17 protein-coding genes are annotated in these 20,139 nt (G+C 68.4%); 15 read left to right on the top strand and 2 right to left on the bottom strand.

Going from position 1 to position 20,139, the window contains the following annotated elements:
* Nucleotides 1-4 precede the first annotated feature (4 nt).
* The 4 genes from ABD912_RS12010 to ABD912_RS11995 all read left to right on the top strand — a co-directional run bounded on the left by ABD912_RS12010 (nucleotide 5) and on the right by ABD912_RS11995 (nucleotide 3,686).
* Nucleotides 5-1,084, top strand: a complete 1,080-nt coding sequence (locus ABD912_RS12010) for an ABC transporter permease (protein WP_345151057.1) — start codon at nucleotides 5-7, stop codon at nucleotides 1,082-1,084.
* Entirely contained in the window at nucleotides 1,077-2,144 is a 1,068-nt protein-coding gene (locus tag ABD912_RS12005; protein WP_345151056.1) for an ABC transporter permease, read from the top strand. The genes ABD912_RS12010 and ABD912_RS12005 overlap by 8 nt, the downstream gene beginning before the upstream one ends.
* A gap of 45 nt (nucleotides 2,145-2,189) precedes the next feature.
* Nucleotides 2,190-3,251: a rhamnose ABC transporter substrate-binding protein gene (rhaS, locus tag ABD912_RS12000; RefSeq protein ID WP_345151054.1), complete on the top strand. Its 1,062-nt coding sequence runs from the start codon at nucleotides 2,190-2,192 to the stop codon at nucleotides 3,249-3,251.
* Between the two features lie 99 nt (nucleotides 3,252-3,350).
* Nucleotides 3,351-3,686: an L-rhamnose mutarotase gene (locus ABD912_RS11995; protein ID WP_345151052.1), complete on the top strand. Its 336-nt coding sequence runs from the start codon at nucleotides 3,351-3,353 to the stop codon at nucleotides 3,684-3,686.
* A 90-nt stretch (nucleotides 3,687-3,776) separates the two neighbouring features.
* On the opposite strand, the gene ABD912_RS11990 is transcribed toward ABD912_RS11995, so the two are convergent.
* On the bottom strand, nucleotides 3,777-4,799 hold the full coding sequence (locus tag ABD912_RS11990; protein WP_345151051.1) for a LacI family DNA-binding transcriptional regulator: 1,023 nt from the start codon (nucleotides 4,797-4,799) through the stop codon (nucleotides 3,777-3,779).
* 165 nt (nucleotides 4,800-4,964) lie between these two features.
* On the opposite strand from ABD912_RS11990, the gene rhaI reads away from it, so the two are divergent.
* The 6 genes from rhaI to ABD912_RS11960 are packed head-to-tail and all read left to right on the top strand — an operon-like array spanning nucleotide 4,965 to nucleotide 12,696.
* Nucleotides 4,965-6,131, top strand: a complete 1,167-nt coding sequence (gene rhaI / locus ABD912_RS11985; RefSeq protein WP_345151049.1) for an L-rhamnose isomerase — start codon at nucleotides 4,965-4,967, stop codon at nucleotides 6,129-6,131.
* Between the two features lie 5 nt (nucleotides 6,132-6,136).
* Entirely contained in the window at nucleotides 6,137-8,173 is a 2,037-nt protein-coding gene (locus ABD912_RS11980) for a bifunctional aldolase/short-chain dehydrogenase (RefSeq protein ID WP_345151048.1), read from the top strand.
* Nucleotides 8,170-9,702, top strand: coding sequence for a rhamnulokinase (locus tag ABD912_RS11975; protein ID WP_345151046.1), 1,533 nt, complete (start codon nucleotides 8,170-8,172; stop codon nucleotides 9,700-9,702). The genes ABD912_RS11980 and ABD912_RS11975 overlap by 4 nt, the downstream gene beginning before the upstream one ends.
* On the top strand, nucleotides 9,699-10,502 hold the full coding sequence (locus tag ABD912_RS11970; RefSeq protein ID WP_345151045.1) for a (Fe-S)-binding protein: 804 nt from the start codon (nucleotides 9,699-9,701) through the stop codon (nucleotides 10,500-10,502). Before ABD912_RS11975 ends, ABD912_RS11970 begins: the two co-directional genes overlap by 4 nt.
* Nucleotides 10,499-12,055, top strand: a complete 1,557-nt coding sequence (locus ABD912_RS11965) for a LutB/LldF family L-lactate oxidation iron-sulfur protein (protein WP_345151044.1) — start codon at nucleotides 10,499-10,501, stop codon at nucleotides 12,053-12,055. Before ABD912_RS11970 ends, ABD912_RS11965 begins: the two co-directional genes overlap by 4 nt.
* The gene (locus ABD912_RS11960) at nucleotides 12,052-12,696 is read left to right on the top strand and encodes a LutC/YkgG family protein (RefSeq protein WP_345151043.1); all 645 of its coding nucleotides are present in this window, start codon (nucleotides 12,052-12,054) and stop codon (nucleotides 12,694-12,696) included. The genes ABD912_RS11965 and ABD912_RS11960 overlap by 4 nt, the downstream gene beginning before the upstream one ends.
* Nucleotides 12,697-12,892: 196 nt before the next feature.
* Here the strand turns inward: ABD912_RS11960 and ABD912_RS11955 are convergent, their stop codons facing one another.
* On the bottom strand, nucleotides 12,893-15,871 hold the full coding sequence (locus ABD912_RS11955; protein ID WP_345151330.1) for a glycosyl hydrolase: 2,979 nt from the start codon (nucleotides 15,869-15,871) through the stop codon (nucleotides 12,893-12,895).
* 336 nt (nucleotides 15,872-16,207) lie between these two features.
* Between ABD912_RS11955 and ABD912_RS11950 the strand changes: the two genes are divergently transcribed.
* The 5 genes from ABD912_RS11950 to ABD912_RS11930 form a co-directional block, all read left to right on the top strand.
* On the top strand, nucleotides 16,208-16,573 hold the full coding sequence (locus ABD912_RS11950; RefSeq protein ID WP_345151042.1) for a DUF1622 domain-containing protein: 366 nt from the start codon (nucleotides 16,208-16,210) through the stop codon (nucleotides 16,571-16,573).
* 202 nt (nucleotides 16,574-16,775) lie between these two features.
* Nucleotides 16,776-17,096 (top strand): histone-like nucleoid-structuring protein Lsr2, encoded by a 321-nt coding sequence (locus ABD912_RS11945; RefSeq protein ID WP_345151040.1) that lies wholly within the window; start codon nucleotides 16,776-16,778, stop codon nucleotides 17,094-17,096.
* A gap of 506 nt (nucleotides 17,097-17,602) precedes the next feature.
* Entirely contained in the window at nucleotides 17,603-18,514 is a 912-nt protein-coding gene (locus tag ABD912_RS11940) for a VOC family protein (protein ID WP_345151038.1), read from the top strand.
* 55 nt (nucleotides 18,515-18,569) lie between these two features.
* A complete protein-coding gene (locus ABD912_RS11935; protein ID WP_345151036.1) occupies nucleotides 18,570-19,757 on the top strand; it encodes an acyl-CoA dehydrogenase family protein in 1,188 nt (395 codons plus the stop codon).
* A 68-nt stretch (nucleotides 19,758-19,825) separates the two neighbouring features.
* Nucleotides 19,826-20,139, top strand: a 314-nt coding sequence (locus ABD912_RS11930) for an alpha/beta fold hydrolase (protein ID WP_345151032.1), incomplete at its 3' end; no start/stop codon positions are given.

The following is a 20,139-nucleotide window of genomic DNA, read 5'->3' as shown; positions in this document are numbered from 1 at the left end:
AATCATGGACAACACAAACACAGACACCCGGCCCTCCGGCGCACAGCCCGGAACCGGCCGCCCCCGGCCGGCGGCGGGCAAGGGCGAAGGCGGCAAGGGCGCCCTGGCTTCCCTGCTGACGATGCGCGAGCTGCCGGTCATCACCGCGCTGGTCCTGCTGGTGCTCATCACCTACCTGAACAACCCGCTGTTCCTCTCCCCGCAGGGCGTCAAGGACCTGTTGCTGAATGCAACGATCATGATGATCCTGGCCGCGGGGCAGGCCGTGGTGATCATCACCCGCAACGTCGACCTCTCCGTCGGATCCATTCTGGGCCTGGTGGCGTTCGGGACCGGTTCGATCTTCGCTGCCGCCCCGGGAATGCCCATCGCCCTGGTGTTGCTGATCGGGATCGTCTTCGGGGCCGTGCTGGGATCCGTCAACGGCCTGCTGGTCACCCTCGCCAAGGTTCCGGCGCTGGTGATCACGCTCGGCACCCTGTACGTGTACCGGGGACTGAACAACGCCTGGGCCGGCGGAACGCAGTACTTCGCCGGCGACCGGCCGGCCGAATTCGGCGCCCTGTCCGTCGACACGATCCTGGGGATCCCGATCATCACCCTGCTGGCCATCGTTGTGGTCGCCGCGGTGGCCATCTACATGGCCGGCACCCGTCCGGGCCGCGACCTGTACGCGATCGGTTCGGAGCCGGACGCCGCCAAGCTCTTCGGCCTTCCCGTCTCCAAGCGGGTCTTCCTGGCCTTCCTGGCCAACGGAGCCTTGGCCGGCCTGGCCGGCGTGCTGTACGCCAGCCGCTTCAACTCCGTCGGCGCCACCACCGGCACCGGCATGGAGCTCGACGTCGTCGCCGCGGCGGTCGTCGGCGGCGTGGCCATCTTCGGCGGCAGCGGCAGCGTCGTCGGCGCGGCCCTCGGCGCCATGCTGCTGACCACCATCACCAGCTCGCTCACGGCCCTGCGGGTGGACAAGTTCTGGCAGCAGGCCATCGTGGGTGTGCTGATCCTGGCGGCGATCGTGATCGACCGCGTCGCCAGCCTGCGCACCGCCAAGAAACTGAGGATTAGCGAGGCCCGCAATGTCTAAGACCGCCGTCGACAGCACCACCACCCTGGCCAGCGAGCCCAAGGGCCGCACCGGCGCCGCACGGATCCTGCTGGGCCGCGACGCCGTCATGATCTACCTGCTGGCCGCCTTCCTGATCTACGCGGCCCTCACCATTCCGCGCTTCGCCTCGCCGCTCACCGCGGGCTTCCTGCTGCTGGACGTCATTCCGGTGTTGCTGATCGCCATGCCGATGACGCTGATCATCATCACCGGGGAGATCGACCTGTCCGTGGCCAGCATCGCCGGCCTGACCAGCGCCTGCATGGGCGTGCTGTGGGCCGGCGGGATGGACATCGGGCTGGTCCTGGTGCTGAGCCTGCTGGTGGGCACCGCCGCCGGCGTGTTCAACGGGTTCCTGATCGCCGTCGTCGGACTGCCCTCGCTGGCGGTCACCATCGGCACGCTGGCCCTGTTCCGCGGCCTCGCCTTGGTGGTCATCGGCGACAACGCGGTGGCGAACTTCCCCACCCAGCTGACCTCCTTCTTCACCTCCAAGCTCGGGGGCAGCGGCATTCCGACGGTGATGATCGGCGTCGTCGCGGTGGTCCTGTTCTTCGGGATCCTGCTGCACTTCACCCCGTTCGGCCGTGGCCTCTACGCCATGGGCTTCAGCAAGGAAGCCGCGACCTTCGTGGGCATCAACGTGGCCCGCAGCAAGTTCTGGCTGTACCTGGCCTCCGGGCTGGTGTCCGCCATGGCCGGCATCTTCTGGACGCTGCGCTACTCCAGCGCCCGCAGCGACAACGCCTCCGGGCTGGAGCTGGCGGTCATCGCCGCCGTCCTGCTCGGCGGGGTCTCCATCTTCGGCGGCAAGGGATCCATTCCCGGCGTCATCGCGGGCGTGCTGCTCATCGGCACCCTGAACTACGCCCTGCGCCTGGGCCGCGTCTCCGACGTCGTCCTCATCACCGTCACCGGCCTGCTGCTCATCGTGTCCGTGGTGGCCCCGAGCATCGGAGCGGCCATCAAGCAGTGGCGGCACAACCGGCGGGTCCGCCGCAATTTCAACCACTCCGCACCCACAGCGGCAAGCGCCTAGGACAACCCAATGCCCGGCGCGAACCAGAACAAGAGAGGGAAAACAATGAAGTTCATCCACACCACTGCCGGCAGGGGAGGGCGCCTGGCGTCGCTTGCCGCCGTAGCCACCGTCGCGGCCCTGGCCCTCTCGGCCTGCGGAGCCTCCGGAGAGTCCAATGCGGAAGGCAGCCCCGCCGCGGGAGGCGACCAGAGCATCACCTTCATTCCGAAGCAGCTGAACAACCCCTACACCGACGTGGTCCTCGGCGGCGGAAAGACCGGAGCCGGGGAAGCCGGGTTCGCCAGCAACCAGGTGGTCGGACCGCTGGAGGCCTCCGCCTCGAGCCAGGTGTCCTTCATCAACGCCGAAACCCAGGCCGGCACCAACGTGATCGCCGTCGCCGCGAACGACCCCGACGCCGTCTGCCCGGCGCTCCAGGAGGCGCGCTCCGCCGGAGCGAAGATCGTGTCCTTCGACTCTGACACCAACCCCGACTGCCGCGACGTCTTCATCAACCAGGTGGTCGCCAAGGACGTGGCACTGATCCAGATGGAGCTCATCGCCGAGCAGATCGGCGGCTCGGGCCAGATCGCCATCCTCTCCGCCACGGCCAACGCCACCAACCAGAACGAGTGGATCAAGTTCATCGAGGAGGAGCTGAAGTCCAACCCGGAGTACAAGGACATCGAACTGGTCGCCAAGGTCTACGGCGACGACGACGACACCAAGTCCTTCCAGGAGGCCCAGGGCCTGCTGCAGGCCTACCCGGACCTGAAGGGCATCATCTCCCCGACCACGGTCGGCATCGCGGCCACGGCCCGCTACCTCTCCCAGTCCGAATACAAGGGCAAGGTGGCCTTGACCGGCCTGGGCCTGCCGAACGAGATGCGCGACTTCGTCAAGGACGGAACGGTCACGGAGTTCGCGCTCTGGGATCCGGCACAGCTGGGCTACGTCGCCGCCTTCGCGGGCAAGGCCCTGGCCGACGGCACCATCACCGGCGCGGCCGGCGACAAGTTCACCGCCGGCGACCTGGGCGAGCGCACCGTTGAAGAGGGCGGCATCATCATCGTCGGCCCGCCGACGGTCTTCAACAAGGACAACATCGACGACTACGACTTCTAGCCGCGCAGGCGGGTCGCGTGGGGCCCGGCGGGCGGACAGTGTCCGCCCGCCGGGCCCCACGCGGTGAATCAGGTCGGGAAAACGAGACCGGTAGGGACAATGAAACGAATCTGCTTCCAGCTCCAGGTCAAGCCTGGGCGGATCGATGAGTACAAGCGGCGCCACGCGGCGGTGTGGCCGGAAATGCTGCAGGCCCTCCAGCGGTCCGGATGGCACAACTATTCGCTGTTCCTGAGGCCCGACGGCCTCCTGATCGGCTACTTCGAGACGGAGGACCTGGCCGCGGCGCAGGCGGCCATGGCCGCCACCGAGGTCAACGGCCGGTGGCAGGCGGAGATGGGGGAGTTCTTCGAGGACCTGGACGGGGCCCCGGACGAGGGCTTCGTGCGGCTCGAGGAGGTCTTCAACCTCGAGGACCAGCTGGGCGGGGCATAAAGCGCGGGGCGGAAGGACCGTAACGGTCCCTCCGCCCCGCGCCGTGTCCGTCGCCCGCCCTGCACCGGGCGCCGCGCCATGCGCCGGGCGCTAGACCTTCGGCCGGGCGGCGCCGGTGCTGCCGCGCACCACCAGCTCCGGCTTGAAGACCACGTGCTCGTGGGGCGCCTGGGGATCCTCCAGCTCCTGGGCCAGCAGGCGGATGGCCGTGCGCCCGATCTCCTCGGCCGGCTGGCGGATGGAGGACAGGGGCACGATCGCGGAACTGGCGAAGTCGATGTCGTCGTAGCCGATCAGCGCGATGTCCCGGGGGACCTCCAGGGACTCGGCCAGCAGGACGGACTGCAGCACGCCGGTGGCCAGCAGGTCGTTCGCGCAGAAGACCCCGTCCGGCAGGAGGGCGCGGGAGCGCCGCACCAGCGCCTGGCCCACCTCCCGGCCGGCCAGGACGTTCAGCTCCTCGGTGGGAAGGAACTCCAGGGACACGCCGGGGTGCTCGGCGACCGCCTTCTCCGCGCCCCGGAGGCGGTCGGCGACCTGCTGCAGGTGCCGGCCGCCGCCGACGAAGGCGATCCGCGTCCGTCCCGTCTCCACCAGGTGCGAGGCGGCCAGGTACCCGCCGTGGACGTCGTCCACCGACACCGAGCTGTACAGCTCGGGGTCGCCTTCGCGGTCCAGCAGCACGACGACGAGCCCGTGGGCCTTCAGCTCGGCCACGCGGGCGGCGATGCTGCCGACCGGCGAGACCAGCAGGCCCTGCACGCGCTGCTCCTCGAACAGGTCGATGTAGCGCGCCTCGCGCCGGGCATCGTGGCGGCTGCTGGCAAACATCACGCTGCTGCCGGCGACGGCGGCGGCGTCCTCGGCCCCGCGGGCCACCGAGGCGAAGAACGGGTTGGCGGCGTCGAGCAGGACCATGCCGATGGTCCGGCTGCGCCCGGCCCGCAGCTGGCGGGCGGCGTCGTTGCGCACGAAGCCCAGTTCCTCGATGGCGCGCTGCACCTTTTCCTGGGTGCGCGCGGACACCCGGTCCGGGTAGTTGAGCACGTTCGAAACCGTCCCGACGGCGACTCCGGCACGGTCGGCGACGTCCTTGACGCTGGCTGGACGCATTTTCCGGCTCCTGAGCATTTTTCCGAATATGACGCTTGACACACTACTAGAAATTGCCTACTTTTGAAACGTATTTATGAAACGATTCAAAAGGCAGAGGGGTCCCTTGCGGACCCGCAGCCAACCCCTTGGATCGTCCGCCCCCGGATTTTGGAGTTCGCCCCCATGACAACGTTGTCCAGCATCGCGGCCCGCTTGGAGGGCCTTGCCATCGAAGTCCCCTCGTGGGCCTACGGCAACTCGGGAACCCGTTTCAAGGTCTTCGCCACGGCCGGGACCCCGCGCACGGTCGAGGAGAAGATCGCCGACGCCGCCAAGGTCAACGAGCTGACCGGCCTGGCGCCGGCGGTGGCCCTGCACATCCCCTGGGACAAGGTCGACGACTACGGCAAGCTCAAGGAGCACGCCGCGGGGCTGGGGATCGCGCTGGGCACGGTGAACAGCAACACCTTCCAGGACGACGACTACAAGTTCGGCTCCCTGACCCACAGCGACCCGGGCGTGCGCCGCAAGGCCGTGGACCACATGCTCGAATGCATCGACATCATGGACCAGACCGGTTCGCGCGACCTGAAGATCTGGCTCGCTGACGGAACCAACTACCCCGGCCAGGGGAACATGCGCGCCCGGCAGGACTGGCTGCAGGAGTCCCTGCGGCAGGTCTACGACCGGCTCGGCGACCACCAGCGGATGGTCCTGGAGTACAAGTTCTTCGAGCCGGCGTTCTACCACACCGACGTTCCCGACTGGGGAACCTCCTACGCCCACTGCCTGGAGCTGGGCGAGAAGGCAATGGTGTGCCTGGACACCGGCCACCACGCCCCGGGCACCAACATCGAATTCATCGTCGCCCAGCTGCTGCGGCTCGGAAAGCTGGGGTCCTTCGACTTCAACTCCCGCTTCTACGCCGACGACGACCTGATCGTCGGATCCGCCGATCCCTTCCAGCTGTTCCGGATCATGTTCGAGGTGGTCCGCGGCAACGGCTTCGGCCCGGACAGCGGCGTCGCGCTGATGCTGGACCAGTGCCACAACCTGGAGGAGAAGATCCCCGGCCAGATCCGCTCGGTGCTCAATGTGCAGGAAATGACGGCCCGGGCGCTGCTGGTGGACACCGCGGCGCTGGATGAGGCCCAGCGGGCCGGCGACGTGCTGGCCGCCAACAGCATCTTCATGGATGCCTTCTACACCGACGTCCGGCCCGGCCTGGCCGAATGGCGCGAAAGCCGGGGCCTGCCGGCGGACCCGATGGCCGCCTACCGCGCCAGCGGCTACCAGGACAAGATCAACACCGAACGCCAAGGCGGCCAGCAGGCCGGATGGGGAGCATAAGAGAAATGACGAACAACACCGTTGCGGACCTGATTGCCCGCTCGAACCGCCTGGGGGCGGACAAGCGCAACACCAACTTCGCCGGGGGCAACACCTCGGCCAAGGGCAGCCAGACCGACCCCGTCACCGGCGAGGACGTCGAGCTGCTGTGGATGAAGGGCTCCGGCGGGGACCTGGGCACCCTGACAGAGGGCGGACTGGCGGTGCTGCGGCTGGACCGCATGCGCTCCCTGGTCCAGGCCTACCCGGGGGTGGACCGCGAGGACGAGATGGTGGCCGCCTTCGATTACTGCCTGCACGGCAAGGGCGGGGCGGCCCCGTCGATCGACACCGCCATGCACGGCCTGGTCGACGCCGCGCACGTGGACCACCTGCACCCGGACTCCGGCATCGCCATCGCCACCGCCGCCGACGGGGAGGCCCTGACCAAGGACATCTTCGGCGGCAAGGTGGTCTGGGTGCCATGGCGCCGTCCAGGCTTCCAGCTGGGCATGGACATCGCCGCGATCAAGGAGGCCAACCCGCAGGCGGTCGGCACGATCCTGGGCGGGCACGGCATCACCGCGTGGGGTGCCACCAGCGAAGAAGCCGAGGCGAACTCGCTGTGGATCATCGAGACCGCCGAGGCCTACATCCGCGACAACGGCCGGCAGGAGCCCTTCGGCCCGGCACTGCCCGGCTACGGCCCGCTGCCGGAGCAGGAGCGCCGCGCCAAGGCCGCCGCCCTGGCCCCCGTGATTCGTGGCCTTGCCTCCACCGACAAGGCGCAGGTCGGCCACTTCACAGACGATCCGGCGGTGCTGGACTTCCTGGGGCACGAGTCCCACCCGCGCCTGGGTGCCTTGGGGACCAGCTGCCCTGACCACTTCCTGCGCACCAAGGTCAAGCCCCTGGTCCTGGACCTGCCCGCGGACGCCTCCGTCGAGGACAGCATCAGCCGGCTGCGCGGACTGCACACCCTGTACCGGGCCGACTACCAGGCCTACTACGACCGCCACGCCACCGCCGATTCCCCGGCCATCCGCGGGGCTGACCCGGCGATCGTCTTGGTGCCCGGCGTCGGCATGTTCTCCTACGGGGCCACCAAGCAGACCGCGCGAGTGGCCGGGGAGTTCTACCTCAACGCCATCAACGTCATGCGCGGCGCCGAGGCCCTCTCCAGCTACGCCCCGATCGAGGAATCCGAGAAGTTCCGCATCGAGTACTGGGCGCTCGAGGAGGCCAAGCTGGCCCGCATGCCCAAGCCGAAGTCCCACGCCACGCGCATCGCGCTGGTGACCGGGGCGGCCTCCGGCATCGGCAAGGCCATCGCCACCCGGCTGGCGGCCGAGGGCGCCTGCGTCGTCATCGCCGACCTGAACCTGGACAGCGCCCGGGCCGTCGCCGACGAACTCGGCGGCCCCGACGTGGCCATCGGCGTCCAGGCGGACGTGACCAGCGAGGACCAGGTCCGCGCCGCCATCGACGCGGCCGTCCTGGCCTTCGGAGGCCTGGACCTGGTGGTCAACAACGCCGGGCTGTCCATCTCCAAGCCCCTCCTGGAAACCAGCGAGAAGGACTGGGACCTGCAGCACAACGTCATGGCCAAGGGATCCTTCCTGGTGTCCAAGGCCGCCGCCCGGGTGCTCATCGACCAGGAACTGGGCGGAGACATCATCTACATCTCCTCCAAGAACTCCGTCTTCGCCGGACCCAACAACATCGCCTACTCCGCCACCAAGGCTGACCAGGCCCACCAGGTGCGCCTGCTGGCGGCCGAGCTGGGTGAATACGGCGTGAAGGTCAACGGCATCAACCCCGACGGCGTCGTGCGCGGCTCCGGCATCTTCGCCGGCGGCTGGGGCGCCAAGCGCGCCGCGGTCTACGGGGTGCCCGAGGAGGAACTGGGCAAGTACTACGCCCAGCGCACTCTGCTCAAGCGCGAGGTCCTGCCCGAGAACGTGGCCAACGCCGTCGCCGTCCTGACCTCTGCGGACATGTCCCACACCACCGGCCTGCACGTGCCGGTCGACGCCGGCGTCGCCGCCGCCTTCCTGCGGTGAGCGGCGCCGAGCGGCCGGTGTTCGCCGCCGTCGACATCGGCGCCTCCTCCGGCCGCGTCATCCTGGGCAGGCTGGAGGGGCAGGACGTCGACCTGGAGACCGTCCACCGCTTTCCCAACGGGGCGCAGCGGATCGACGGCGCGCTGCGCTGGGATATCCACGGGATCTTCGAGCAGGTCCTCACCGGGCTGGCGGCCGCCGGCGAGCGGGCCCGGGAGAACGGCGAACGCATCGCCAGCATCGGCATCGACACCTGGGCCGTGGACTACGGGCTGGTCGCGGCCGACGGGTCACTGGCGCACGTCCCCTACAGCTACCGGGACGGGCGCGGCGAGGCGGAGGTGGCCAGGGTGCACGGGCTGATCGATCCGGCGCGGCTCTACGCCACCACGGGTCTGCAGTTCCTGCCGTTCAACACCCTCTACCAGCTGGCGGCCGAGCCGGACCTGGAAGGGAAGCAGGCGCTGCTGATTCCGGACCTGCTGGCCTTCTGGCTCACCGGGCAGCGGCGCACCGAGGAAACCAACGCCTCCACCACGGGCCTGTTCGACGCCGTGGCGGGGGAGTGGGCCTCCGAATTCCTGGCCCCGCTGCGCCTGCCGGAAGACCTGTTCGCGCCACTGGTGAGCCCCGGGGAACCGATCGGCACCCTGCTGCCGGAGATCGCCCGGCGCACCGGGCTGCCCTCCCGGACCCCGGTGGTGGCCGTCGGATCCCACGACACCGCCTCCGCGGTCGCCGCCGTCCCGGCCCGGTCCCGGGACTTCGCCTACATCTCCTCCGGAACCTGGTCCCTGGTGGGGGTGGAACTGCAGCACCCCGTGCTCACCGAGGCCAGCCGCCTGGCCAACTTCACCAACGAACGCGGCGTGGACGGAACCATCAGGTACCTGCGCAACGTCGGCGGCCTGTGGCTGCTGCAGGAGTGCCTGCGGACGTGGGCTGAAGAGGGAAGGGCCGGGGAAGGCAACGCCGGCGGGAGCACAGGGACCCGACTGGCGGACCTGCTCGACGCCGCGGCGCACCTGCCCGCCGGCGGACCGACCATCGACCCGGACTCCCCGGCGTTCATCGCCCCCGGCGGCATGCCCGGCCGCATCCGCGACGCCGTGGAGGCCGCCGGCGGAACCCTCGGCGCGGATCCGGGGAGAATCGTCCGCTGCATCCTGGACAGCCTCGCGGCCGGGTATGCACGCACCCTGGCCCAAGCGGTGGAGCTGTCCGGGCAGCGGGTCGGCACCGTCCACATCGTCGGCGGCGGGTCGCAGAACGCCCTGCTGTGCCAGCTCACCGCCGACGCCACCGGCCTGCCCGTCGTCGCCGGCCCCGTCGAGGCCACAGCGCAGGGCAACGTCCTGATCCAGGCCCGTGCCGCCGGCGCCGTTGCCGGCGGCCTGGCCGACCTGCGCCGCCTCACCGCCCGCCACCAGCCCACCACCACCTACCGGCCCGGACAGGATCGGCAGGAGTCTGGTATGCAGGGATCAGGCGCCGCCGCCCAACCGGCCGCCACCGGAGGGAAGCCATGAGAATCGCCCTGTTCGCCACCTGCATCGTGGATGCGATGTATCCCAACGCGGCCCGCGCCACCGTGTCCATCCTCGAGCGGCTGGGCCACGACGTCATCTTCCCCGCCGGGCAGGCCTGCTGCGGGCAGATGCACGTCAACAGCGGCTACCTCAAGGAAGCCGTGCCCGTGGTCGCCAACCACGTCAGGGCCTTCGAGGAGGAGGAGTACGACGCCGTCGTGGCCCCCTCGGGATCCTGCGTCGCCTCCGTCAGGCACCAGCACCCCATGCTTGCCCGCCGCTGCGGGGACGCGGACCTGGAGGCCCGGGCCGCCGCCGTCGGCGCGCGGACCTACGAACTGTCCCAGCTCCTGGTGGACGTCCTCGGCATCACCGACGCCGGGACCCAGCTCGGATCCTGGTTCCCGCACCGGGTTACGTACCACCCCAGCTGCCATGGCATGCGCCTGCTCCGGCTCGGGGACCGCCAGCAGCAGCTGCTGGGGACCGTGCGGGGCATCGACCTCGCGCCGCTGGCAGAGGCCGACCAGTGCTGCGGCTTCGGCGGGACCTTCTCGATGAAGAACGCCGACGTGTCCTCGGCGATGCTGGCGGACAAGACCGCCAACATCGAGGCCACGGGCGCGTCCCTGTGCACCGGCGGGGACGCCTCCTGCCTCATGCACATCGGCGGCGGCCTGTCCCGGCAGGGCAGCCCCGTGGGCACCCTGCACTTTGCCGAAATCCTCGCCAGCACCGAGCAGGATCCGGCACCCGTCACCGGCGCCGTCCGGCTCTCCAGCGGAAGGGGCTCCCATTGAGCCAGACATTCCTCGGAATGCCCTCCCTACCCGTCTTCGGGGAGGGCAACATCCACGCCAGCGAGCCGTTCCCTGCCGCTGCCCGCAGGGAACTGGGCAACGCCCAGCTGCGCGCCAACCTCGGCCACGCCACCCACACCATCCGGGACAAGCGGCTGAAGGTCGTCGCCGAGCTGCCCGACTGGGAACAGTTGCGCGAAGCCGGCAGCACCATCAAGCAAAACGTGATGGCCCGCCTGCCGGAACTGCTGGAGCAGTTCGAGGAAAACTTCACCGCCCGCGGCGGCACCATCCACTGGGCCCGCGACGCGGCCGAAGCCAACGCCATCGTCGCAGGCCTGGTCCGGGACCAGGGGGCCGACGAGGTGGTCAAGATCAAGTCCATGGCCACCCAGGAGATCGGCCTGAACGAGTACCTCGAGGAACAGGGCATCGCCGCCTTCGAAACCGACCTGGCCGAGCTGATCGTCCAGCTCGACCACGACAAGCCCAGCCACATCCTGGTCCCCGCCATCCACAAGAACAGGACCGAGGTCCGCGACATCTTCCTGCGGGAAATGCCCGAGGTGGACCCGGCCCTGACCGACGAACCGGCCAAGCTCGCCGACGCGGCCCGGACGCACCTGCGCCGTAAATTCCTCACCGCCAAGGTCGCCGTCTCCGGCGCCAACTTCGCGCTCGCCGACTCCGGGACCCTCGCCGTCGTCGAATCCGAAGGCAACGGACGCATGTGCCTGACCCTGCCCGAAACCCTGATCACCGTCATGGGCATCGAGAAGCTGCTGCCCACCTGGCAGGACCTCGAGGTATTCATGCAGCTGCTGCCCCGTTCCTCCACCGGGGAACGGATGAACCCCTACACCTCGCTGTGGACCGGCGTCACGCCGGGGGACGGGCCGGCCAACGTGCACCTGGTGCTCCTGGACAACGGACGATCCGCCGCCTTGGCGGACGAGATGGGCCGTTCGGCCCTGCATTGCATCCGCTGCAGCGCGTGCATGAATGTCTGTCCCGTGTACGAGCGCACGGGCGGGCACGCCTACGGATCGACCTATCCCGGGCCCATCGGCGCGATCCTCTCGCCCCTGCTGACCGGCATCGAGTCGGAGGAGAACAGTTCGCTGCCCTACGCCTCCTCACTGTGCGGGGCCTGCTACGACGCCTGCCCGGTGAAGATCAACATCCCCGACATCCTGGTCCACCTGCGCGGGGAGGACGTGGACAGCAAACGCGGAAAGCGGAAACTGCCCACCCAGATGGACGCCGCCATGCAGGCCGCCTCCTGGGCGCTCTCCTCCGGCAAGCGCCTGGGCCTGGCAGAAAAGGCGCTGCCGTTGGGCCGCCTGGTCGCCGGTCCGGACCGCAAGATCACCCGCCTGCCCGGCATCGCCGCCGGCTGGACCCAGAGCCGCGACATCCCCGCCCCGCCGTCGGAATCCTTCCGGGCCTGGTGGCGCAAGGAACACGGGAAGGGCCCGGAACATCAAGGACCGGACCACGGCACCGGGCAGGATCAGGGAACCGGACAGGATCAGGAAAAGGGGAAGCCATGAGCGCACGCGACGAAATCCTGGGGCGGGTCCGCTCCGCCCTGCGGGACGCCCCCGCGGCCCCGCAACCGGACCGGACCTACCGGCGGACCTCGACGATGAGCGAGGACGCGCGCATTGAACTTCTCGTCGACCGGCTCGTGGACTACAAGGCCAAGGTCCAGGTGGTGGGGCCGGACCAGGTGGCCGACCGGATCGCCGACCTGCTGGCCGGGACGGGCGACTGCGTCGTTCCCGCCGGCTTCACCGCGGCGTGGCTTCCGGCGGACAACCCGGAGACGGGCCCGCGGATCAAGACCGACGGCCCGGAGAGCCCCCTGGCCCTGGCGGAGCTGGACGGTGCCGACGCCGTCCTCACCGCCAGCGCCGCCGCCGTGGCCCAGACCGGGACGATCATCCTGGACGGCAGCCCCGGCCAGGGCCGGCGGGCGATCAGCCTGGTCCCGGACCGGCACATCTGCGTGGTGGAGGCGGCGGGCATCACCGAACTCCTCCCCGAGGCCCTGGCTCGGCTGGACGGGACCCGGCCCATCACGATGATCAGCGGGCCCAGCGCGACCAGCGACATCGAACTGGAACGGGTGGAAGGTGTCCACGGGCCCCGGAACCTGGAGGTCGTGATCGTCCGTTCGCGGAGAGCGTGAGGCCAGGCGGTGCGCACAGACCGAAAACAGGTCCCGCTGCGCCTGTAGCCGGAGCCGCCGGGGGGACGGCCGTGGCTATGGCCGCTGCCCGGAACGGCAGCCCTGCACAAGCGGCGCAAGACGTATGCGGCGGCCCAGCGGCAAAAGCGCGTCCCCGCTTTCGTGGGCGGGGCCGCGCTTTTGCAATGGGGTGACCCTAGCGGACTTCGACGGTGCCGTACGGCACCAGCTCGACAGGGCCGATGAGTCCATACCGCTGGCGGCCGGCGACGCCGAAGACCGTGGGGTTGCTGACCCTGAGCCGGTTCAGCAGCGTCGTTGCCACCTCAATCTCGATCGTGTTCTCGCCCGGATGCAGGGCCGTGCCCAGGTCAACGACAGTCTGCAGCGACGCGGGCGCCTGGAGTTCGGTACCGTTGACCTTTACGCGGAACGTGTCGAAGACCTCGCCCAGCTTCAGGTAGCTTCCGACGCCGTGGCTCCACCGTTGATCGAGACGCAGCGTGGTCCGATAGACCCCGAGTCCGGACGTGTCCTCGAACCCTGGCAGTTCGCTCCATGGCTTGAGTTCCTCCAGTTCGATGCTTCGCCTGCTCTTGGCCGTTTCCGTGGCAACCGAACCTGGCTGCCAGTCCTCGATTTCCACCGACCAGCGCCGCAGGGTAGCGGGCGCCGGCACCTCGGGAATGGTGAACGTCCGGGTGGTGCCCCCTGCCAGACTGGCGAGGTATTTGCCTCCGGATGCCGCCCGGAGACTGACCGATTGGCCGTCCACCGACACCGAATCCGCGTCGGTATGGAGAACCTGCGGCAGCTTCGCGTCCCGCTTCCGGTTCCACGTTGCCGCAGCCACAGCGATGATGGTGCTTTCTCCAGGATCCAGTGCCACGCGGACCCGGATGCCACCCTCGTCCCGGGTGAACTGCCCAACGCGATTGATCTCCCCGGTCCAGGCGTCGAGACGGTAGGGAACGTCGGATGCCTTGTCCGAACGGATCCAGATATCCTGTTCAACCCGCTCCAGGCGCCTGTTCTCGGCATGCTTGGCGTTGGCGATGTAGTACAGGTCGGCGTCGTCGAGGGCACGGTGCATGTGGATCAAGGTGGACTTCTCATGCGCCACCTCGCGTTCGATGCCCAGCTCCGCCAGCAGTGCCGGAAGCTCCGTGGCGGTGCCAGCCAGCCGGACCGTGGGCAGGGCCAGCGAGCGATCCATCCATTTCTTGATATCAACGTTGTCGGTGCCCTGCGGGAGCCCCTCCACGGTGGCGTTGTTCCAGTCGCCGACGAAGATCACCGCAAGGCCGTCGGCCGCCAACTGGTATAGACGTTCAGCGGCACGGACCGTCAGGGTGGGGCGCCGGCCGCGGAAGGCATCCGCCTCGATGATGATCGCCTTGTACGCCGGACCGTCCGGGGCGAGCCGGCCGTTGCGAACAATGGCCGACTCCCAGTCCAACAGTGCGGCGCTGAGGAAGCCGTGGCTCCACCCCACGGGGATCCCGTCATTGGTGCCCCACTGGACGCCGATGCCGGTACTGGCCCAACCCTTCTGGCGGTAGTAGACCAGATCCAAGCGGGGTCGGCCGGATTGCAGGACCCATTGGGTGCGCCGCAGATAGTCCGCAATGTGAGGTACGTGGCCCCAGGTCGGTTGCCGCGGCCCCCAAGCTTCGGAAAATCCGGGCGCGTTGTTGAAATACGGCGAAAAGGCGGCGAATCCCGGCCACTGGGCCCCCGGGGCGTCGGCATAGGGAAAACCATGCAGGACGGCTTGGTTGACCCCTGCCGTGTAGATGCTGTTGACGGTGGTCAGTACCCGGCTCCACGGAACCGCGTACGCGCTGCCGTTGTACGCGGCGGCCTCGCAGGACAGAATGGTCCGCCCGCCCATGTCGCGTCCACCGGCCATGATCCGGTAGTCGTCCAGGTTCTTGAACCCCAACGATTCGGTCTCGGGCTGGTCCAGCAGTCCGGAGTACTCGAGTGTGTCCGTCTCCAGGCCGTAGGCCTGGATCCGTAGTTCCAGTCCCAGGGCGTTGGCCCACTTCTTCAACGGAAGGAGGTGATTGTCCCGGTAGAGGTTGCTGAAGACCTGGGCGACATCGTCCCGGACCCGGGAGGTCTCGTCCGTGGCATAGGTGTAGAGATACTTTTCCTTGGACTCGATGACCACGGGCAGGTACGGCAACAGATCGTAGCCGTTCTGGGCGCGGAACTCGTCCAGGAAGCCCGCGGTCCACAGGGTTGACTCCGTCTCCATCTCCAGCGAATCCTCGAAGAAGGTGTTTCCGGCCGTCCTCAGCAGGCGGCGGATCTTCGGCGTCAGAATGTTCCTGTCCCAGTACCCGGTTATGGCCTCCGTGCCGAGCCTGCTGAAGTGGTCCACCACGTATGAGTCCGGAGACGTGTGGGGTCCGGCCTCGGGCATCTGCCCGGAACCGCGCTGCCAGTAGGCCAGGACCAGCCACTCGCCATCGGGAGCCGCCCACCTTAACCGCCCGTCGACCACCTGGTCCGTCAGATCCACGAGCGAGCTCTTCTCCAGGGTCGACTCGCGGGTCGAACGGGTGACGATCCGCACCGCCTGGACCGCAATGAGCTGCTGCTTCGTGACGCCATCCGCCGCGGCATGCAGCGCGGCCGGGACGACGCCGTCATAGGTGCTGCCTCCGGCCAGTTCGAGGGTGCCGTGGGCCAGCTCGGTGACGGCCGCAGGGTCGTCCGGCGTCACCGTCGGCAGGGCGGACGGCCAGGACGGGCCAGCCGTCACGTCGATCGTGACGCCCTGTTCGACGGCCTCTTCCAGGGCCGCCTCGAGCCCGGCCTTCCACGCCGGAGTCGCCCATCCGTGGCCCACCGGATCCAGACCGGAGCGCACGCTGTGGTGCACGTCGGCGATTTCGAGGCCGCCGAATCCGGCCTTGGCGATGGCAGCCACCTCCCGCCGGATTTGAATCGGTTCAACGTGGCCGTTGGGCCACCACCAGCGGAACCGCGCGGCGGCGGTGTTCGGTGGTTTCCGGAAGGACCGGGCAAACGCTTCATCCGATGCCGGGCTCTGGTCGGGGGCCCCATGGGCCGCTTGATCTGCGCTTGGCCAGACGGCCAAGCCCAAGCCCGCTATTGCCGCGGTGCCGATGAGCTGTCTTCGGGTCGGTGATGGCTTCGGCATGAAGTGGATGCCAGAGGGGGATTCGGCAGTCATTGGAACCTTTCAATTAGAACGTTTCATTTGACCAGCCAAACCATAGTGATCTGAATCACGGCACGTCAACAGCGGGGCGTCGGGGTAGGGCCGGCGAAACGGGATGCCGCCGTTTCGTTCGACGCTTGCCAGCGGTTGGCCCCGTGGGCAAGAATCGGCTCAATCCCCGTTATGGGTCCCAGGCCTGCCGCACGCGCCACGTAAGGGCCGGCCGTCGGCAGGGCGGGCCATGGGAAGGGGCCCCTGCTCGTCTTGGTCGCAGCAGGTGCCCCGACCGGGCGTTCACAAGGAGGGGAGGGATCCGTGGATTTCCATACCGTCATGGACGGCGTGGGCAAGGCCGTGGACATCGCCGGCGTTGCCGCCATCGTGATCGGGGCCGCCGTCGCGACCCTCCAGGCCGGGATGGCGGTGCTGCAACGGCGCGCCGGAGACACCTACGGGACCTATCGGCGGCGGCTGGGGCGCTCGATCCTGCTGGGCCTGGAGCTGCTGGTCGCCGCCGACATCATCCGCACCGTCGCCGTGGCCCCGAGCTTCGAGTCGGTGGGCGTGCTGGCCCTTATCGTGTTGATCCGTACCTTCCTCAGCTTTTCCTTGGAGCTTGAAATCACCGGACGCTGGCCGTGGCAAAAGCCCGGTCCGGAACGCGGCCAGGAAACCGTCTAACCGCTTATTTCCGGCACTTGGATTTATTGGTGAATTCGCTCGCCAATGATGCTGGAACGAGGATTCCACTTCCAACGTCCCGCCCCATGTCCCTTTCGAGGCTCCTTAGGAATGCCGCATTCGAGGACACCACTAAGGACTTCCTGCCGCACGCCAATAGGGCGGCTTTTCATTCTTCAGGTGTGAGCTGTAATCTCCATGCATGGCTAAATCCACGATTATCGTTGATGACATTGATGGAACTGCGGACGCGAAGTCCTACACCTTTGCCCTTGGCGATGACAAATACGCCATCGACCTGAGCTCGGGAAACTACCAGGCGCTCCAGGAGGCCCTGGCCCCATACATCAAGGCGGCCACGAAGGAATCCGGGAGGACCCCGCGCGCCCAGGGTGAAGCCCGTCGGGGCCCCGCGGAACTTCAGAAGATCCGCGAATGGGCGGCGGGCCAGGGCCTTGAGGTTGCGCCCAAGGGGCGCATCAAGCAGTCGGTGGTTGAGGCCTACGAAAAGGCCAACGGCTAACACCCCAAGGAATGGGCCGCGGAATATCCGCGGCCCATTTTTTGTGCCCAAAACCAAGGCGCTTCTTCTCTTGTGGACGTGGAGCCATGCGCCTTCGCGGACGTATTGCCTGCCGTATTCACACCACGCCAAGACGGCCATTAGGGGCCCTGAGGAAGTAGCGACGGTTAGCGCCGGGATGGGAGGGGTCGCAATCCTGCGGAGCCGGAATCCCCTTTAAGGCGGCGGCTTTTCAATCGTTCACGGATGGGGCAAGCGTTTATTGGGCGGCATCTATTGAAGGGTGCTGTTGAGAGGCGTTTGTTGCGTCACACATACGGGACCGGCTTCATTTGCGGGTCCCTTTGCGGATCCAGGGATGGGGCAGCGGGGCGTTGGAAGCATATTTCCCCCAACCTCTTGTGGGCGCCTGTGACGTGGGTTACGGTTTGGGCATCCTAGAACTGTGGTTCTAGGGGAGGAGTTCTAAAACCTTCCGCATCCCTGGCTCAAAGGAGAGTCCACCCATGCTTGAATCCCTCGCCTACGTTGGCATTGCCACCCCCGCCCAGAAGGAATGGGACCATTTCGGCACCCGCGTCCTGGGCCTCGAACGGGGTCCGGACGGACCGGACGGCGCGCAGCGCTACCGGGCGGATGACGCGCTCTTCCGCCTGGCGATCCACCCGGGCGAACGCAACGACGTCGCCTACTTCGGCTGGGGCGTCTCCCTCCCGGAGCAGGCGCGGGAAGTCGCCCAGCGGGTGGAGGCTTCCGGCCTGGAGGTTTTCGACGGCGACCCGGAGACCGCGGAGCACCGCGGCGTCGAAGGCTTCGTCTGGTTCCACGACCCGTTCGGGTTCCGCCACGAGGTTTCCTGGGGGCAGGTCTTCCTGCCCAGCACCTTCCGTCCGGGGCGCGCCCACAGCGGGTTCAAGACGGGGGAGCAGGGCGTGGGACACGTGGTGCTGCTGGTGCCGGACCTGGAGGCGGCGGACGAATTCTTCCGCGGCGTGCTGGACTTCAAGCTGTCCGACCGCATCATCGACGGCAAGCTGGACGGACGCTTCTACCACGTCAACGGCCGCCACCACACGTTGGCGCTGATCCAGGCCCCGATGACCGGCCTGCACCACCTCATGCTGGAGGCGAACTCCCTGGACGACGTCGGCACCGCATTGGACCTGTGCAACGAGCACGGACACCCGATCGTCAGCAGCCTGGGACGCCACACCAACGACCTCATGACTTCCTTCTACGTCCACACCCCCTCGCACTTCGCCATCGAGTACGGCTACGGCGGACTGGCCGTGGACGACCTGTGGGTGCCGCGGACCTTCCACAAGGCCAGCATCTGGGGCCATGCCCCGGGCGAGCGCAACGCCGAGCTCCCGCCGGCACTGGTCACCCGGATGCCCGAGCCCGCAGCGGCGCCCTAGCAGGCCACGCCACGCAGTCCGCCCACTGAAGTCTTTGCCCCAGAAAGCGAGAACCATGAGCACTCTTTCCTCGGTGTCCGTCCAACACCAGATCAGCCAGGTCGCCGACCGGCTGCGCGACAGCGCCGGCGAAGCCGAACTGGCCGGCAGGCTCGCCCCCGAAGTCGCCGACCTCGTCAAGGGAACCGGCGTCGTCCGCATGCTGCAAAGCTGCGACAACGGCGGCCTGGAAACCTCCCTGGAGGAATTCTCCGCCGCAGTGATGCAGATCGCCGCGCTGAACCCGGCGGCCGGCTGGGTCGCCGGCGTCGTGGGCGTCCATCCGTGGGAGCTGAGCCAGGCCGATCCCCGGCTGCAGGCCGAACTGTGGGGAACGGATCCCGACACCTGGATCGCTTCCCCCTACGCGCCCACCGGCCGGGCCGTCCCGGTCGACGGCGGCTACCGCCTCACCGGACGCTGGCAGTTCTCCTCCGGAACCGACAACTGCCAGTGGGTGGTCATCGGAGGCGTGGCCACCGACGCGGAAGGCAACGCCGGGGAGGTCCCCGACGTGCGCCACTTCGTCCTGCCCCGCGCCGACTACCGGATCGTGGAGGATTCCTGGAACGTGATCGGCCTCAAGGGCACCGGCAGCAAGGACCTGGTCGTCACCGACGCCTTCGTTCCCGAGCACCGCGCCATCGGTGCGGCAGCGTTGATCGGGGGCGGGCTGACCGAGCGGAACCGTCCGGGCCACCCGCTCTACGCGATGCCCTTCGGCGTGGTGTTCTCCTACGCGATCGCCTCGGCAACCCTGGGCATCACCCAGGGCGCACTGCGCGAATTCACCGACTACACCCGGAACCGCATCGGCGCCATGGGGGACCGGGTGGCCGGAAACCCCTTCCAGCAGGCGGCGCTGGCCGAGGCGTCAGCCGACATCCGCGCCAGCCGCCTCCAGCTTCTGGACGGTGCGCGCCGCATGCAGGAGATCGCCGCCACCGGGCGCCGCCTCACCGAGTCCGAGCGCCTCGAATTCCGGACCGACCAGGTGCGCGCCTCCCGCCGCGCCGTCGACGCCGTCGACCGGCTCTTCACCTTCGCCGGCGGCGGATCCCTGCGCCTCGAGCAGCCGTTCCAGCGCTACTGGCGCGACGCGCACGCGGCCATGAACCACGTGTGCAACATCGCCGAAGCCATCTACCAGGGCTACGGGCAGGACACGTTCGGCCTGGAGCACGACCGGTCCATCTTCTACTAGGACCCTCCACCGGGGCCCCTTCCCCAACCGCATCCCGCACCACAAGTCCACAGCACAGAGGAAGACCCATGACCATTGACGCCACCGCGGAGATCACCCGCGAATCCACCTCCCGCACCGTCCGGACCCGGGATTGGAGCATCCACTACCAGGAGGCCGGGAGCGGGCACCCGCTGATCCTGATCCACGGGTCCGGGCCCGGCGCGTCCGGGTGGAGCAACTTCTCCCCGAACATCGGCCCGCTCGCGGAGCGGTTCCGGGTCCTGGCCATCGACGTGCCCGGCTGGGGAGACTCGGATTCGGCGACCCCGGAACAGGCCGACTCGGTCGGGGCGCTGGTGCAGTTCATGGACGAACTCGGCATCGAGCGCGCGGCCCTGGT

It is taken from the genome of Arthrobacter ginkgonis, assembly GCF_039540195.1.
GTDB lineage: Bacteria > Actinomycetota > Actinomycetes > Actinomycetales > Micrococcaceae > Zafaria > Zafaria ginkgonis.
This window is presented reverse-complemented; position numbering and strand designations above follow the sequence as displayed.

Excerpts from the sequence above, each read along its gene's own strand:
- ABD912_RS12010 (WP_345151057.1), top strand. The coding sequence starts at position 5 with ATGGACAACACAAACACAGACACCCGGCCCTCCGGCGCACAGCCCGGA.
- ABD912_RS12005 (WP_345151056.1), top strand. The coding sequence starts at position 1,077 with ATGTCTAAGACCGCCGTCGACAGCACCACCACCCTGGCCAGCGAGCCC.
- rhaS (WP_345151054.1), top strand. The coding sequence starts at position 2,190 with ATGAAGTTCATCCACACCACTGCCGGCAGGGGAGGGCGCCTGGCGTCG.
- ABD912_RS11995 (WP_345151052.1), top strand. The coding sequence starts at position 3,351 with ATGAAACGAATCTGCTTCCAGCTCCAGGTCAAGCCTGGGCGGATCGAT.
- ABD912_RS11990 (WP_345151051.1), bottom strand. The coding sequence starts at position 4,799 with ATGCGTCCAGCCAGCGTCAAGGACGTCGCCGACCGTGCCGGAGTCGCC.
- rhaI (WP_345151049.1), top strand. The coding sequence starts at position 4,965 with ATGACAACGTTGTCCAGCATCGCGGCCCGCTTGGAGGGCCTTGCCATC.
- ABD912_RS11980 (WP_345151048.1), top strand. The coding sequence starts at position 6,137 with ATGACGAACAACACCGTTGCGGACCTGATTGCCCGCTCGAACCGCCTG.
- ABD912_RS11970 (WP_345151045.1), top strand. The coding sequence starts at position 9,699 with ATGAGAATCGCCCTGTTCGCCACCTGCATCGTGGATGCGATGTATCCC.
- ABD912_RS11960 (WP_345151043.1), top strand. The coding sequence starts at position 12,052 with ATGAGCGCACGCGACGAAATCCTGGGGCGGGTCCGCTCCGCCCTGCGG.
- ABD912_RS11955 (WP_345151330.1), bottom strand. The coding sequence starts at position 15,871 with ATGCCGAAGCCATCACCGACCCGAAGACAGCTCATCGGCACCGCGGCA.
- ABD912_RS11945 (WP_345151040.1), top strand. The coding sequence starts at position 16,776 with ATGGCTAAATCCACGATTATCGTTGATGACATTGATGGAACTGCGGAC.
- ABD912_RS11940 (WP_345151038.1), top strand. The coding sequence starts at position 17,603 with ATGCTTGAATCCCTCGCCTACGTTGGCATTGCCACCCCCGCCCAGAAG.
- ABD912_RS11935 (WP_345151036.1), top strand. The coding sequence starts at position 18,570 with ATGAGCACTCTTTCCTCGGTGTCCGTCCAACACCAGATCAGCCAGGTC.